This is a genomic window from bacterium, from assembly GCA_024224155.1.
Classification (GTDB): Bacteria; Acidobacteriota; Thermoanaerobaculia; order Multivoradales; family JAHEKO01; genus CALZIK01.
This window is the reverse complement of record JAAENP010000431.1, coordinates 1-15,287: the sequence shown is the minus strand read 5'-3', so window position 1 is coordinate 15,287 and position 15,287 is coordinate 1. Positions and strand designations below refer to the sequence as shown.

Sequence of the window (15,287 nt, the reverse complement as noted above, 5' to 3'; positions counted from 1 at the left end):
CATGTAAGTGATGAGACCGACCGCGCCCCGGCTTCCTATTTCTTTGCCCTCATATAGGCCCTGGGCCACGCCCATGGTTCGCTTGGCCGAGAAGCCGAACCGCCGCGAAGCTACCTGCTGGAGGCGGCTGGTGATGAACGGTGGAGTCGGGCGCTGCTTGGACTCTCTTCTGGCGATCTCAGCGACCTTGAAGTCGCCGGTCTCGAGGGCCGCTACGATCTTGGCGGCATCGTCGCCGTTGCCGACCTCGGCCTTGTCGCCATCGATTCTCTGGAGTCTCGCGGTGAAGGCGGGCGGCTTCGAAGCCTCCAGGTCGGCAGAGATGATCCAGTACTCGACCGGGTTGAAGGCGTCGATCTCCGCCTGGCGCTCGCACACCATCTTCAGCGCGACCGACTGAACCCGCCCGGCCGACAGCCCGCGTTTGACCTTGTCCCAGAGCAGCGGCGATAGCTTGAAGCCCATCAGTCGATCGAGAATGCGTCGGGCCTGCTGCGCCTCGACCCGGCTCTGATTGATCTCGCCCGGATGCTCGAGGGCGGCGAGCACCGCGTTCTGGGTGATTTCGTTGAAGGTCACCCGGCGGATGGTGTCCGGATCCCGATCCAGAACCTCGGCGATATGCCAGGCGATGGCTTCGCCTTCACGGTCCGGATCGGGAGCCAGGAAGACGGTCTCCGCCTTCTTGGCTTGAGCTCTGAGCTTCTTGACTACGTCCGCTTTCTTGGGCAGCACGCGGTACCGGGGCTCGAAGTTCGCTCCAATCCCCAGGTCCTTCTTCTCGAGATCGCGAATGTGACCCACCGACGCCTCGACTGCGTAGTCACGCCCAAGGAATTTCTTGAGCGTTTTGGTCTTTGTCGGGCTCTCGACGATGATCAGGTTCTTGGCCAAAATGTCTTCCGATCTGTGGGCTGGGCTGGTTTCCGTGCTGAGGACTGCCGCGGCGGTCGCGGACGTTACCACCGGATTGCAAACGCCCGCAACCAAGGCGTCATTCCTTCGATTCCCTCGGTGGAGTTCCGCTGCGGCCCCAGACCGGACCGGGGTAACGGGTCAGGAAGCCCATGATCTCGAGCTCGACGAGAAGGCTCAGCACCGCATCCAGACCGAGTCCGGTCCGCTCGAGGAGGTCCGCGGCATCTGCGGTCCGGCCGGCGGGAATCGCATGGAATACCTCGGCCAAGTCGTCACGAGCGGGCTCGGCCTCGGCCGAGGCGCCGTCCCGGGTCGAGTCGGATTCGAGCTCGCTCTGAACCGCGGTGGGGAGGGTCACGAGGAGTTCGTCCACGTCTTGCACCGGATGGGCACCGTCCCGAATCAAGCTGTTCGGTCCCATGGAGCGCGGGTCGAAGATGTTGCCCGGAATAGCCCAGACCAGACGGCCCAGGGCCAGCGCACAGCCGGCGGTAATCAGAGATCCCGATCGCGGCGTGCCGCGGACGACGAGCGTTCCACAGCCCAGGGCCGCGATGATGCGATTGCGAATGGGAAAGTGGTGTGGCTCGGGTGGCGTTCCGAGCGGAAACTCGGTGACGATGGCGCCATTCTCGACGATGCGGGATCGCAACCGCCGATTGCTTCGCGGGTAGTCCACGTCGATTCCGCAGCCAAGCACGGCCACGGTCCGGCCGCCGACCGCGAGGGCTCCCTCATGTGCCGCTGAATCTACGCCCAGGGCGAGCCCCGAAACCACCGTGAGACCGTTCGCGGCCAGTCCTCCGGAGAACTTCTCGGCCGCCTCGATGCCGTAGGGATCGGCCTTCCGGGAGCCGACAATCGAGACGCCGGGTTGGGCGCTGAGCTGTCCGCGGACGTAGAGCGCAGGCGGCGGCAGCTCGAGAGCCAGCAACTCGCGAGGGTACCGAGCGCTGTGCCGGGTGACGATGAAGCTGTCCGCTTCCCGAGCTCGGGCTCTTTCGCGGCCGGCCAGTTGACGGGCTCGACGGGCGCACTCGAGGCCGTGCCGAATCGCCTTGGCCGGCACTTTCAGGTCCTGAGCTCGCTCTCCAATTGTGCTCGCCGGCGTCCGAAGCCAGTCTTGGGGCGCAGCCGAGAGCCGGCAACTGGACTCTCTCGACACGAAAGGACAGGCGTTGAGGGCCACGATCAGCTCGTCGAGAAACTCGGCATCCACATTGAGCAAAGACGCGGGCCGGGGCCGGAGCCTGGCGCTTCGACGACTCGGCGAGCAAGAAAATAGCCAAATCCGTGCGCGTTAGGGCTCGTATATACTGCTGGACCCGGAATTGCTTCACCTCGAGGTCCGAACGCGGGGTGAGGGCCTGGAGGAAGTTACTCGAATGCGATTAGGTTACGAGTCGTTTCAGTGGACGCGCCGTTTCTCGGTCGTCCTGATCGTGGCGGCGCTGTGCTGCGCGGCGATCCCGGCGGAGGCGGCTAAGGAAGACCGAACCGATTCGCAGCTCGCCTTCGGCATCCAAATGGCGAAACGTGGGCTCTGGAATGAAGCCCTTTTTCGCTTTTCAAGGGTCTTGAAGGAGCGTCCGGGCGACGTTCGAGTGCTCAACAACATGGCCGTGGCCTACGAGGCGATCGGCGAGTTCGAACTGGCTCTCGAGCACTACAAACGTGCCCTGGAAGGAGATTCCGCGAACAAAGAGCTACGCCGAAACTACGCGCAGTTCGTCGAGTTCTACGAGAGTCTGCGCCCGAAGACCGACGACGAGCCGAAGGCGGACGAATCTGCCGACGAGTCCGGCGAAGGCGAGGCCAACGGAAACGGCGGTTCTAGGCGATAGCGGCGACGGTCCGGACCTTGCTTGCCGAGCCGGTAGACGAGCCTTCGCAAGAAGCGCCAGAACAGAGCCCAATGGGAGGCTAACCAATGCCCTGGATCAAGAACTTAAGCCCACCGGCCCTCGGGTTCGCTGTCCTGCCGGGTGTCCTCCTATTGGGACTGGCGATGTCCGAGGCCGCGGTCGCCGGCAACACGGTCGAAGTGCGTTTCAGGGTGCCGGTTCGAGCCCGCCTGGACCTCACGAACGTCGAAACCGTGACTCTGGCGCCTTTTCTGGTTGTCGCTCAGGAGGGCGAGATGCCGATCGAGCGCCGCGGTGTCAATGTCCAGGAGGAGTTCGAGAGCTACCTGAAGAGAATCCTCAGGCGACGGACGCGGCTCAAGTTCGTGGCGGCCGGCCCGGTCGATTACCCGACCTACGATTTCGCCGACCTATCGCAGAACAGCGACTTCTGGCGGGTCGTGGGGGAACGCACCGGGGCCGATCTGATTCTGGCAGGAAGCCTCGACTTCGACATTCAGGATCGAAGCGGCTATCGGACCGAGCCCTATGAATCGCCCTACGACGGCAGAACGTACTATCGACAAGTCCTGGTCGAGCAGACCGGCTTCGAGTACGACATCGTCATGGAGGTCTACAACGGCAAGACCGGCAACCGCGTCTATTCCGACAATTTCAAGGATTTCAAGCAGTTCGCGGGCGAGAGCGTCGATCCCTTGACCGGAATGTTCGAGAATCTCCAGGCGCTGGAGGACCGTATCTCGGGCGTCTTTAGTCAGAAGCGTGTCGAAACCACGCGGCTTCTTTTCACCAACTGAACCTGAGGAGAGCGGTGTGTTGCGGTCAACAAATCTTCACAAGAGTTTCACCCGGTCCGCAGCACGCTTGGCGGTAGCGGGCTGCCTGGCCGTCGGCGTCCTGGCCTCCGCGAGTCCGGTGGCGGCGCAGTTCGGCAAGAACAAGGTCCGCTACGAGAACTTCGAGTGGCAGGTCTACCACTCTCCTCATTTCGACGTTTACTACTACGAGTCCGAGGCGCCCCTTCTGCAGAAGATCGTTTCCTATGCCGAGAGCGCCTACGACGAGCTGTCGGTGGCCTTCAATTTCAAGATCGAAGAAGCCACACCGCTGATCTTCTACGAGACACACTCGGATTTCGAGCAGACCAATATCATCCTGAACTTCATTCCGGAGGGTATCGGCGCCTTTGCCAGCCCGGTGCGCAACCGGATGGTTCTACCGGTGGATCTGCCGGGTCCCGAGCTCTATGAACTGTTGCTTCACGAGCTGACGCACATCTTCCAGTACCACATGATCTTCGGAGGCAACCTCGGCAAGGGGGTTGCCTCGGCACCGCCGACCTGGTTCATGGAAGGCATGGCCAGCTACATGGCGCACGATGAGTCGGCGCGCGACAAGATGTACTTGCGCGATGCCGTCGTCAACGATCGCATCCCGCCGGTGAGCCAGGACTTCGGCGGCTTCTTCGCCTACCGATTCGGTCACGCCGTGTTCGATTACATCGAGGAGATCTACGGCAAGGAAGGCGTGCGCGATTTCATGATCGAGACCCGTAACACCCTCGGCGCGCGCACCGGGCGCTCGGTGCAGCGGACCTTTCAGGTCGAGCCCGAGGATTTCGACGCCGACTTTCGGCGCTGGCTCCGGAAGAAGTATCTTCCCGAGCTCATTGCCACCGGCGAACCGGCGGATTTCGGCCGCAGGTTCCGCGAGAAGAAGGGCCCGATTGCCGTGCAGGCCTCTCCGGCGGCGTCGCCTTCGGGTGATCTGCTGGTCGCCTTCAGTACCGACGGCAGCGCCTACAGCAGCGTCAACTCGGCCCAGGTCGACATCGTGCTCTACGACGCCAGGCGCAGAGAGGAGCTACGCAACCTCACCAAGGGATTCGACGAGGCCGAGTTCCAGTACTTCATCGCCCAGGAGTTGACCATGGGTCGACGCATGGGACGCGACCTGTCTTTCTCACCCGACGGCGACCGCATCGCATTCTTCGCGCGTCGGCAGAAGGGACGAAGTCTGGTCGTGCTCGACGTGTTGAAAGGCAAGATCACGAACGTCATCGATATGGACGTCGAGCAGCAGTTCGCACCCGCTTGGAGTGCCGACGGGCGGACGGTGGCTTTCTCGGGCCATCAAGGTGGACAGTTCGATATCTTCGAGATCAACGTCGATACCGGTGAGGTCGCCAAGTTGACCAACGACGCGATTTTCGACGCCGCACCGGTCTACTCTCCCGACGGCAGGTCGCTGGTCATGACCTCGGTCGTCGGCGGCTACGGCAAGCTGTTTCGGGTCGACCTCGACTCACCGACCGAGCGGTTTCCGTTGACCGACGGCCAGTGGAACGACACCGACGCGGTGTACTCTGCCGACGGCAACCGTGTCTACTTCACCTCCGATCGCACCGAGGTCAACAACATCTACAGTCTTGATCTCGCCAGCGGCGAGATCAAGCGACACACGAATTCGGTTACCGGCTGTTTTACGCCAACCCTGCTCGCGAATCCGGACGGCACCGAACGACTGGTTTTTACGGCGTTCTGGAAGGGACGTTTCGATCTCTACCTTTTGGATCCGGAGGAGCCGATTACCGAGCCGGAAGTGATCGTCAAGGGAGGTGACTTTTCAGTCGAGGGTTCGATACCGGAGGACCTGAAGCAGTTCGAGCCGCCGATCGAGGTGACTCTCGACGACCGGAACAAAGGCAAGTTCGGCGGCCGCAAGTTCTTCATCGAGGACATCGGCGGAACCGTTGGCGTCTCCGACGACCAGACTTTCATCGGTGCCTCCTTCATCCAGCTTTCCGACTTTCTCGGCGACCGCAGGATCATCGGCGCCTTTCAGTCGATCGAGAACTTCCAGAACTTCGACGTCATCTACGCCAACCTGTCGAATCGATGGAACTGGCAGGTGCATCTCTTCGATGACCGCGATTTCTTCATCGGACAGGATCAGCGGACCGGGTTTCTCGAGCGCGGGCCTACGGCGTTCAGCCAGACCGGCGCCAATTTCTCCCTCAGCTATCCGATCAATGTCTCGCATCGGGTGAGCTTCGGCTTGGGATACACCTTCCGGGACATCGGATTTCAGACGTTTCTGTTCGATATCGACGGTCAGGTGATTCGGGACCCAGAAACCGGGGAACCCGTTCCGCTCATCACTCCGCGCAAGGACGACTTTCCAATCCTGAGCGCGGGCATCGTGGGCGACACCGTGGTCTTGAGTCCCTGGGGCTACGTCGGCGGCCGGCGTTGGAACCTCAGTGGCAGCTATGCGCCCGATCTCGACGAGAGCGGCACCCTGACCAGCAACCTGGCGGTGGATTATCGACAGTATTTCAAGCTGACCCGTCGGTCGCAGCTGGCCTTCAGGGGAGTCGCCTACGCCAGTGAGGGAAACTTTCCGAATCCGTTCTACTTCGGTGGCCTCGACACGGTTCGCGGGTTCGACTTCCGGTCGCTGGTTGGCGACCGGGCGTTCTACACCAACTTCGAGTTGCGGTTTCCCTTCCTCGACCGGCTCTCTACTCCCATTTTTCAGGGCAACGTGCGCGGCGTGTTCTTCCTCGACATCGCCGGCGCCTGGTACGATTCCGTGCAGAGCTTCAAGTTCCTCGACGAAGACGACCGGCTGGTCGACGGTGTCTCGAGCTACGGCTTCGGCGTCACCCTGAGGCTCTTTGGCCTGGACTTCAACATCGACTGGGCCAAGCAGTGGGACTTCAAGGATTCGGAAGACGGCTTCGACTCGTCGATATGGATCGGCCGCAGATTCTAGCGCCGGAACCCGTCCCACGGGGCTGAAGAGCGGCGCCTCCGGCGCCGCTCTTTCTTGTCTTGTGAGGGTAGGGCGAGCCGGATAGACTCACGCTGTTCCTATGCGGATCGAGGTCCTCGGCAGTTACGGCGGCGAGAGCGTCAAATGCCGACTGACTTGCCTCTTGATCAACGACAGCATCGCGCTCGACGCGGGCTCGTTGTCGCAGGCGCTTCCGATCGACCGCCAGCGCAAGGTCGAAACGGTCTTGCTCACCCATTCCCATATGGACCACACTAACTCGCTGCCGTTCTTCGTGGAGAACGTGTACGGCCAAACGAAGGCAATCGATGTCTACGCTTCGGCGCCGACGACGTACTCGATCCGAAGGCATCTGTTCAACAACGCTTCCTGGCCAGACTTCACTCGACTGCCCAACAACCTGCTGCCATCGATCCGGTTTTGCGAGCTCGAGGAGGAGGTGCCGATCACGCTCAACGGCGTGACCTTTACACCGTTCTTCGTGGATCATGTGGTTCCGACGTTCGGGTACCTGATCGAACAGGAGGGGGTGTCGGTGGTGTGGTCGAGCGACACCGGTCCCACGGTAAGGCTTTGGGAGATCGCCAACGCGGCCTCGGGCTTGAAGGCCGTATGTCTAGATACCAGCTTCGACAATTCGATGCAGCGGATCGCAGACCTCTCGCTTCATCTGACGCCCCAGACAATGTCGCAGGAGATTCAAAAACTGCAGCCCGAGGTCCCGATTTACTTGCATCATCTGAAGCCACCCTGCATCGAGAGAATCGTTCACGAGGTGCGGACTCTGAACAATCCCCGCGTGGGTTTCCTGGAGCAGAGCCGCATCTATGAGTTCTAGTCTTCGCGCCGTCGATTGGAGCGAGCATTTGAGCCGGGCCAGCCGTTTCGACCCTCCGACTGCGGTGCGAAAGAGCCATGCGCGCTAGCGCCGAGCAGCTCCCGCTCGCATTCGGCGGCGCTTCGATGCGATTCTGCGTTCTCGGCTCGGGCAGTGCGGGTAATTGCGTGTTGGTCGAGAGCGGCGACGAGAGCATCCTCGTCGATGCCGGCTTCTCGTGTCGCGAGATCGAGCGCCGTCTCCAAGCGGTCGGGGCCTCCCCCGATCGATTCGCCGCGGTGATCCTCACCCACGAGCATGGTGACCACTCGCGCGGTGCGCCTCGTTTCTCGCGCCGCCACGGTGTTCCGATCTATGCCACCCGCGGCACGTTGTCGGCGGTTCGGCTCCTGGCGCATTCCCCCGAGCCGGCCGTCATCGAGTCGGGCAGGTCGTTCGAGGCCGGGCCCTTCTCGATCGAACCCTTCGCGGTGCCTCACGACGCCCGCGAACCGGTCGGGCTGGTGGTGGAGTCCGAGGGTTGCCGGCTGGGGCTGGCCGCCGACCTGGGTAGGCGCTCGGTCGAGGCCTGGCGCCGGCTGCGCAATCTGGACGCTTTGGTGCTCGAGACCAATCATGACATCGAGATGCTCCAACAGGGGCCCTATCCCTGGCCGTTGAAGAAGCGGATCGCCGGCGACAATGGTCATCTTTCGAATCACGACGCGGCCGACGGGCTGCGCGAGATCATGTCCAGGCGCCTGCAATGGGTCGTTCTCTACCACCTGTCTCGAACCAACAACTTGCCGGTGCTGGCGCGCGAGGCCGTGGCCCGGGTCCTGTCTCTGGGCATCGCTCGCACCGAGATCTGCGTGAGCGAGCAGTCTCAGCCGACACCGTGGCTGAGCGTGAATGCATGACGCCGCGCCGATAGCTAGGAGGAACCCGAAGTGCGAGCGAAAGTGACGGTCTACCCCAGGCGCGAGATTCTGGACCCTCAGGGCAAGGCGATCTGCAATGCGCTCAACCGGGTCGGCTTCGATGAGGTGACCGAGGTGCGAGCGGGCAAGAGCTTCGAGATCGAGATCGAGACCACCAGCGACTCAACCGCCCGCGAACGTTTGCAGCAAATGTGCTCGAAGCTGCTGTCGAACCCCATCGTCGAGGACTTCGAGCTCGAACTGGTTGCCGAAGAATGAAGTGCGGCATCGTCGTCTTCCCGGGCAGCAATTGCGACCACGACGTCTACCACGTGCTCAAGCACGTTCTCGGCTGCGAGACGGCTTTTCTCTGGCACGAGGCGACCGAGGTGGGTGATGCGGATCTGGTCGTCGTTCCCGGAGGTTTTTCGTACGGTGACTACCTGAGAGCCGGCGCGCTCGCCGCGCAGTCGCCGATCCTGGGCTCGGTCAAGAGCTTTGCCGAGCGCGGGGGGCCGGTCTTGGGAATCTGCAACGGCTTTCAGATTCTGCAGGAATGCGGGCTGCTGCCGGGAGCCATGCGCAGGAACAAGACGCTCAGATTCGAGTGCCGTGACGTGTATCTGAGAGTCGATCGCCACGATTTGCCGTTCACGTGCCGCTACGATCTGGGGGCGGTTCTCCGGATTCCGATCGCCCACGCCGAGGGCAACTATGAGGACACGCCGGACGGTCTCGAGCGCGTCGAAGGCTCGAAGCAGGTCGTGTTTCGATATGTGTCACCGGCCGGCGATCTGGACCAGGTCTGGAATGTGAACGGCTCCGCGAATGCCATCGCCGGGGTGGTGAACGAAGCCGGCAACGTGCTGGGCATGATGCCTCATCCCGAGCGCTGTGCCGAGGAGGTTCTGGGTAACCAAGGCGGTCTCGCCCTCTTTCAGGGCCTGATGGAAGGCGCGGCGGAGGGCGCGGCGTGACCGAGCCCCGAGTCACAGCCGAGCTTGCCGATCAGCATGGTCTGAGTGGCGAGGAGTACGAGCGGCTGGTCGAGATCCTGGGCCGGACGCCGAGCTATACCGAGCTCGGCATCACCTCGGCCCTGTGGTCGGAGCATTGCTCCTACAAGTCGTCCAAGGCCTATTTGAGAGAGCTTCCGACCACCGGCGCTCGGGTGGTTCAAGGGCCCGGTGAGAACGCCGGCGTCGTCGATGTCGGCCACGGCTGGCTGGCGGTGTTCAAGATGGAGAGTCACAACCATCCGAGTTTCATCGAGCCCTATCAGGGTGCAGCCACCGGTGTTGGCGGCATCCTTCGTGACGTCTTCACCATGGGCGCGCGGCCGATCGCCTGTCTGGATTCCTTGCGTTTCGGCGAGATAGACGCCCCTCGCATGCGCCACTTGGTCGATGGCGTGGTACGGGGCATCGGCGACTACGGCAACTGCGTGGGCATCCCCACGGTCGGCGGAGAAACCGGTTTTCATCGCTCCTACAATCAGAACATTCTGGTCAACGCCTTCGCCCTGGGTATTGCTCGTCACGACCAGCTCTTTCTGGCGCGAGCGGCGGGAGAGGGTAACCCGCTTCTGTATGCGGGCAGCCGGACCGGGCGCGACGGCATCCACGGAGCCACCATGGCTTCGGAGTCGTTCGAGGCCGACAGCGAGGCCAAGCGTCCCACGGTTCAAGTCGGGGATCCGTTCACCGAGAAGGTTCTGCTCGAAGCTTGTCTCGAGGCGATGAAGACCGGCGCGGTCGTCGGCATTCAGGACATGGGGGCCGCCGGTCTCACCAGCTCGGCCTTCGAGATGGCCGGTCGAGAGAGCACCGGCGTCGAGATCGACCTCGACCGCGTGCCTCTTCGGGAGCCCGGTCTCTCGCCCTACGAGATGATGCTCTCCGAGTCCCAGGAGCGCATGGTGCTGGTGGCGGAAAAGGGACGGGAGGAAGAGGTGGTGCGGGTGTTCGAGAAGTGGGGCTTGCCGGTCGACACGATCGGTCGCGTTACCGCGGACGGCCGTGCTCGGTTGTCCTTGGGAGGCGCAGTGGTCGCCGACATGCCGGTGCTCCCCCTGACCCAGAATGCGCCGGAGTATCGCCGGCCGGTCGAGGTGCCACGAGACCTGGCCGAGCGGCAGAGGCCGCCGGCAGTGCCCGAGCCCGAAGATCCACTCGCCAGTCTCGAAGCGCTGTTGTCGTCCGTGGAGCTCGGTTCCAAGGAGTGGATCTGGCGTCAATACGACCACTCGGTGCGAACCAACACCGTTGTCGGTCCCGGCGGCGACGCCGCGGTGTTGAGACTCAAGGGCACACCGTCCGCGCTGGCTCTGGTTTCTGAGGTCAACCCGGTCTACTGCGGGCTCGATCCTTTCCAGGGTGCGGCCCAGGCGGTTGCCGAAGCGGTTCGCAATCTCGCTTGCGTGGGTGCCGAGCCGGTGGGCTTGACCGACTGCCTCAACTTCGGCAATCCCGAGCGGCCCGAGATTGCCTGGCAGTTTCGAGAGGCCGTGCGCGGCATGTCCGAGGCCTGCCGGGAGCTGTCGGTGCCGGTGGTATCCGGCAACGTCTCTTTCTACAACGAGACCGAGGGCTCCGGGATCTATCCGACGCCGACGGTTGCGGTGGTCGGTTTGATCCAGAAGCTGAACAACGCGGTCGGTGCCCATTTCACTCATCCTGGCGACCGGATACTGGTCCTGGGCGACGATCTCGGAGAGTTCGGCGGCTCGGCGTACCTGCGGATCTGTCATGACACGGAGCAGGGCGCTCCTCCCAAAGTGAACCTGGGCGAGGAGAATCGGCTCGCCGTTTTCCTGCGCATGGCGATCGCCGAAGGGCTGATACGGTCCGCCCACGACATCTCGGTGGGTGGCCTGGCCGTGGCTCTGGCGGAGGCTGCGTTTGGGGCGGGTGTCGGAGTCGAAGTCGCGCTCGATTCGAGCGCCAGGGGTCTCTTTTCGGAATCTCAGGCGCGGGCGATCGTCGCCGCTCCGGCTGAGAGGGTCGATCGGTTCATGACGAGCGCCGAGGCCCGTGGCGTTCCGGCGGCGGAGGTCGGGTCGACGGGCGGCGACAAGTTGGCACTCGAGTTCGATGGCGGGAGAATCGACGCGACCGTCGCTCGGCTCCACGAGCTCTGGTCGAGGGCGTTGCCCAAGGCGCTCGGATAGGACCTTTCCACCATGTGCGGCATTTTCGGCATTGACGGGCTCATCGATGCGGCCAACTATGCGTACCTAGGGCTCTACGCCCTCCAGCATCGCGGGCAAGAGAGTGCCGGCCTGGTCTCCGAATGCGACGGCCGCTTTCATGTCGAGCGGGGCATGGGCTACGTCGCGGATATCTTCTCTGAGCGCACGCTGGCTCGACTTCCCGGTAGCCGGGCCATTGGGCATGCTCGTTACTCGACTTCGGGCTCGAGTGTTCACTCCAACGCGCAGCCGTTGGTTGTGAACACCTCGATGGGACCGCTGGCTCTGGTCCATAACGGAAATCTGGTCAACGCGGTCGAGTTGCGTCAGGAGCTCGAGCTCGGCGGCTCGATTTTTCAGACAACTTCCGACACCGAAGTCATTCTCCATTTGATGGCTCGCGACCCGAGACAGGATGTCGTCGAAGCGCTTCTGGAGGCGCTGAAGAGAGTGCGCGGTGCCTACTCGCTCTTGCTCTTGACTCGCGACTGCCTGATCGCGGCCCGGGATCCGCACGGTTTCCGGCCGCTTCTTTTCGGCGAATACGATGGCAGTCCCTGCTTCGCATCCGAGAGCTGCGCCTTCGATCTGCTCGAGGCGGAAACCGTGCGCGACCTGGAGCTGGGCGAGGTGCTGGTGGCCCGTAACGGAAAGTTGGAGAGTTACCGCCAACCGGTTGACGATGCGCCGGCTCGCTGCATCTTCGAGCAGGTGTACTTCGCCCGCCCGGACAGCCGAATCTTCGGTGACAGCGTTTCCGATAGCCGGCTGAAGATGGGCGGCGCGCTCGCCCGGGAAGCGCCGACCGAGGCGGATGTCGTCGTACCGGTTCCCGATTCGGGACTCTTCGCGGCGCTCGGCTACGCGCGTGAGTCGGGTCTGCCGCTGGAGTTCGGCCTGATTCGCAATCACTACGTCGGTCGGACATTCATCGAGCCGAAGCAATCGATCCGGCACTTCGGCGTCAAGGTCAAGCTCAATCCGGTACGGGAGCTGATTCGAGATCGTCGAGTTGTGCTGGTCGATGATTCGATCGTCCGTGGCACGACGTCTCCGAAGATCGTCAAGATGGTGCGCGACGCCGGGGCCGCCGAGGTTCATTTGCGGATCTCGTGTCCACCGACTATCCGGCCCTGTCACTACGGAATCGACATGCCGACCGCTGTCGAACTGATTGCTTCGGATCACGATATCGACGAGATAAGGGACTTCGCGGGCGCCGACAGCCTGGCGTATTTGTCGCTAAACGGAATGCTGTCCTGCGTTTCCGGGCCGCGACAGAGCTACTGCACGGCGTGTTGGACGGGCGAGTACCCTGTGGATCCCTCCGACGTGGATCGCCGCCAGCAGGAGCTCTTTCCGATTCGCACCGAAGAGGAATGAGCTCGTTATGAGCGAGAAGCGGGGCGCATACGCGAAAGCGGGGGTCGACATAGACGCCCAGTCAGAGGCACTGGGGAGAGTCAAGAGGCTCGTCAAGAGCACCTTCAACCGGAATGTGCTCTCCGATGTGGGGAGCTTCGGTGGCTTGTTTCGGCCCGAGCTCGCCGGGCTGAAAGAACCGGTACTGGTGGCCTCCGCCGACGGCGTCGGCACCAAGCTGCGTGTCGCTCGGCTGGCAGGCGAGTATTCGACCGTCGGCCGGGATCTGGTCAATCACTGCGTCAACGACATTCTGGTGCAGGGAGCTCTGCCGCTGTTCTTTCTGGACTACGTCGGTGCCGGCGTCCTGGAGCCGCACGCGATGGAACAATTGGTAACCGGTCTTGCCGCGGCCTGCAAGGACAACGACTGCGTGCTCCTTGGCGGAGAGACCGCCGAGATGCCGGGCTTCTATGAGGAAGGGGACTACGAGTTGGTCGGGTTCGTCGTCGGCGTGGTCGACCGGTCGAAGATCCTCGACGGTGGTCGAGTTCGTCAGAACGACGTCGTTCTGGGCCTGGCGTCGTCGGGGCTCCACACCAACGGATACTCGCTGGCCAGGAAGGTGTTCTTCGAGGACCTCGGACTCGATGCCGGCGACCGGATACCGGGCTCGAGCTCGAAGGCCAGCGTCACGCGCCAGCTTCTCGCGGTTCATCGTTCCTACAGGACGGCAATCGAGCCGATTCTCGAACACCCCGCGCTGCACGCGCTGGCTCACATCACGGGCGGCGGTCTCACGGACAACCTGCCGAGGGTCTTACCGCGGAAGGCGCATGTCCAGATCAAGGTCGGTGCCTGGGAGATCCCGGAGATCTTTCATCTGCTACAACGCTACGGCGAGATCGACACCGAAGAGATGTTCCGGGTTTTCAATATGGGGATCGGTATGTGCTTGATCGTTGCTCCGGACGGCGTCGCCGAGGTAATGACGGCCCTTAACAGCGCGGGCGCCAAGGCCAGTCCGATCGGTACGGTGCAAAAGGGAGGCGCTGGTGTGGTCTACGACCTAGGGGGACACAATACGTAATACTGTTGCCCGAGTCGCTCTCCGAAGTCTGGCCGAACCTAGTATTACGTATTGTGTCCCCCACATCCCCCACTCGCGTCGCCATCCTGCTCTCCGGTCGGGGCTCGAACTTCCTCGAGCTGCACGGCGCGATGGTGCGCAAGGAGGTGCCGGCAGAGGTCGCCGTGGTGATCTCGAACGTGGCTGAGGCGCAGGGCCTGGAGAAGGCGCGCTCGCTGAGGCTGCCGACCGTTTGCCTGCCGCACCGGCACGACCCGACCCGCGAAGCTCACGAGACGAAGGTCCTCTCGGCGCTGGAGCATGCCGAGGTCGAGTGGATCTGCCTAGCCGGCTACATGAGGTTGCTTTCGGACGACTTCGTCTCTCGCTACGCCGAGAGGATTCTCAACATACACCCTTCCCTCTTGCCCGCGTTTCCCGGGCTGAACGCGCAGGAACAAGCCCTCGAGTGGGGCGCCAGGATCTCGGGCTGCACGGTGCACCTGGTCGACGAGAAGCTGGACCATGGACCGATCGTGCTCCAGCGCTCCGTGCCGGTTCATGACGACGACAATCCGATCTCGCTGTCGGCTCGCATCCTGGTCGAAGAGCACAAGCTATATCCGGAGGCGCTGAAGCGCCTCCTGACCGAACGCTGGCGCGTCGAAGGCCGGCGAGTCGTGTTTTCTTAGGCCATCGGGGACACGCTTCCTGGGTGTCCCCTCCCGACTGGTTTTGCTGTGCGCTCACTCCGAAAACCAGTTGGGGGGTTCCTGGTCTCGTCGTTCTTCCTTGCTAATCGGTAGTTAAGAGGCCAGTTCTGGTGAGCCAGAAGCCTCTTGACAGCTGGCCCTGCAACCCTCTACAATTCCTTTCCCTGCTCCGAGGAGCGAGGATTTCTTTGACAGGGACACCGGTCCGCAGAACATTCGAGAAAGCTCTTGATGACGAGCGCTCTCGTTTGACAGGTGCCCCGACACCGACATATCATCAGAGTTCGCCCTTGGGCGATTGGGTGCGTGCGTGCGTCGGTTCTTTGAAAACTAAATAGAGGAAAAAGTCAACGTTTTTTTCTTTCGTTTCGCGTCGCTTTCGCGCGGCGGTGAAGCGACCAATTTCTTTCTTTACAGAAGGATACTCGTTGTCGGTTCTTAGCCGGGCCGGCAGCGTCAAGCTTTTCAACTGGAGAGTTTGATCCTGGCTCAGAATGAACGCTGGCGGCGTGCTTAACACATGCAAGTCGAGCGAGAAAGTTCCCTTCGGGGAGCGAGTAAAGCGGCGAACGGGTGAGTAACACGTGGGCAACCTGCCCAGAAGCGGGGGATAACTTGGGGAAACTCGAGCTAAT

Annotated in this window: 14 protein-coding genes and 1 rRNA gene; 12 read left to right on the top strand and 3 right to left on the bottom strand. The window is 62.4% G+C overall.

What is annotated here, in order from left to right:
* Nucleotides 1-894, bottom strand: an 894-nt coding sequence (gene topA, locus GY769_21320; protein MCP4204458.1) for a type I DNA topoisomerase, incomplete at its 3' end; no start/stop codon positions are given.
* A 100-nt stretch (nt 895-994) separates the two neighbouring features.
* Nucleotides 995-2,146, bottom strand: a complete 1,152-nt coding sequence (gene dprA / locus GY769_21315; protein MCP4204457.1) for a DNA-protecting protein DprA — start codon at nt 2,144-2,146, stop codon at nt 995-997.
* 157 nt (nt 2,147-2,303) lie between these two features.
* Here dprA and GY769_21310 point away from each other — a divergent pair, with 157 nt between their 5' ends.
* From GY769_21310 to GY769_21260, 11 genes are all read left to right on the top strand, one after another.
* On the top strand, nt 2,304-2,762 hold the full coding sequence (locus tag GY769_21310) for a tetratricopeptide repeat protein (protein ID MCP4204456.1): 459 nt from the start codon (nt 2,304-2,306) through the stop codon (nt 2,760-2,762).
* 86 nt (nt 2,763-2,848) lie between these two features.
* Nucleotides 2,849-3,580 (top strand): hypothetical protein, encoded by a 732-nt coding sequence (locus GY769_21305; GenBank protein ID MCP4204455.1) that lies wholly within the window; start codon nt 2,849-2,851, stop codon nt 3,578-3,580.
* Nucleotides 3,581-3,596: 16 nt separating this feature from the next.
* Entirely contained in the window at nt 3,597-6,560 is a 2,964-nt protein-coding gene (locus tag GY769_21300) for a BamA/TamA family outer membrane protein (protein MCP4204454.1), read from the top strand.
* Between the two features lie 100 nt (nt 6,561-6,660).
* Nucleotides 6,661-7,419: a 3',5'-cyclic-nucleotide phosphodiesterase gene (locus GY769_21295; protein ID MCP4204453.1), complete on the top strand. Its 759-nt coding sequence runs from the start codon at nt 6,661-6,663 to the stop codon at nt 7,417-7,419.
* 77 nt (nt 7,420-7,496) lie between these two features.
* Nucleotides 7,497-8,318, top strand: a complete 822-nt coding sequence (locus tag GY769_21290) for an MBL fold metallo-hydrolase (protein MCP4204452.1) — start codon at nt 7,497-7,499, stop codon at nt 8,316-8,318.
* Between the two features lie 30 nt (nt 8,319-8,348).
* Nucleotides 8,349-8,597 carry a phosphoribosylformylglycinamidine synthase subunit PurS gene (purS, locus tag GY769_21285; GenBank protein ID MCP4204451.1) on the top strand — a complete coding sequence of 83 codons (249 nt, stop codon included), beginning with the start codon at nt 8,349-8,351 and terminating at the stop codon, nt 8,595-8,597.
* Nucleotides 8,594-9,295, top strand: coding sequence for a phosphoribosylformylglycinamidine synthase subunit PurQ (gene purQ / locus GY769_21280; GenBank protein ID MCP4204450.1), 702 nt, complete (start codon nt 8,594-8,596; stop codon nt 9,293-9,295). The genes purS and purQ overlap by 4 nt, the downstream gene beginning before the upstream one ends.
* Nucleotides 9,292-11,487, top strand: coding sequence for a phosphoribosylformylglycinamidine synthase subunit PurL (purL, locus tag GY769_21275; GenBank protein MCP4204449.1), 2,196 nt, complete (start codon nt 9,292-9,294; stop codon nt 11,485-11,487). The genes purQ and purL overlap by 4 nt, the downstream gene beginning before the upstream one ends.
* Nucleotides 11,488-11,499: 12 nt before the next feature.
* Entirely contained in the window at nt 11,500-12,891 is a 1,392-nt protein-coding gene (gene purF / locus GY769_21270) for an amidophosphoribosyltransferase (protein ID MCP4204448.1), read from the top strand.
* A 7-nt stretch (nt 12,892-12,898) separates the two neighbouring features.
* Entirely contained in the window at nt 12,899-13,960 is a 1,062-nt protein-coding gene (locus GY769_21265) for a phosphoribosylformylglycinamidine cyclo-ligase (GenBank protein ID MCP4204447.1), read from the top strand.
* Nucleotides 13,961-14,013: 53 nt separating this feature from the next.
* Nucleotides 14,014-14,631 (top strand): phosphoribosylglycinamide formyltransferase, encoded by a 618-nt coding sequence (locus GY769_21260; protein MCP4204446.1) that lies wholly within the window; start codon nt 14,014-14,016, stop codon nt 14,629-14,631.
* A gap of 298 nt (nt 14,632-14,929) precedes the next feature.
* Here the strand turns inward: GY769_21260 and GY769_21255 are convergent, their stop codons facing one another.
* Nucleotides 14,930-15,121: a hypothetical protein gene (locus GY769_21255; GenBank protein MCP4204445.1), complete on the bottom strand. Its 192-nt coding sequence runs from the start codon at nt 15,119-15,121 to the stop codon at nt 14,930-14,932.
* On the opposite strand from GY769_21255, the gene GY769_21250 reads away from it, so the two are divergent.
* A 16S ribosomal RNA gene (locus GY769_21250) occupies nt 15,117-15,287 on the top strand; the annotation flags it as partial. The two genes, GY769_21255 and GY769_21250, sit on opposite strands and share 5 nt — an antisense overlap.

Bases quoted from the DNA above. Each gene is read 5' to 3' on its own strand.
- purF (MCP4204448.1), top strand. From the start codon at position 11,500: ATGTGCGGCATTTTCGGCATTGACGGGCTCATCGATGCGGCCAACTAT.
- GY769_21305 (MCP4204455.1), top strand. From the start codon at position 2,849: ATGCCCTGGATCAAGAACTTAAGCCCACCGGCCCTCGGGTTCGCTGTC.
- GY769_21310 (MCP4204456.1), top strand. From the start codon at position 2,304: ATGCGATTAGGTTACGAGTCGTTTCAGTGGACGCGCCGTTTCTCGGTC.
- GY769_21290 (MCP4204452.1), top strand. From the start codon at position 7,497: ATGCGCGCTAGCGCCGAGCAGCTCCCGCTCGCATTCGGCGGCGCTTCG.
- purQ (MCP4204450.1), top strand. From the start codon at position 8,594: ATGAAGTGCGGCATCGTCGTCTTCCCGGGCAGCAATTGCGACCACGAC.
- GY769_21265 (MCP4204447.1), top strand. From the start codon at position 12,899: ATGAGCGAGAAGCGGGGCGCATACGCGAAAGCGGGGGTCGACATAGAC.
- GY769_21295 (MCP4204453.1), top strand. From the start codon at position 6,661: ATGCGGATCGAGGTCCTCGGCAGTTACGGCGGCGAGAGCGTCAAATGC.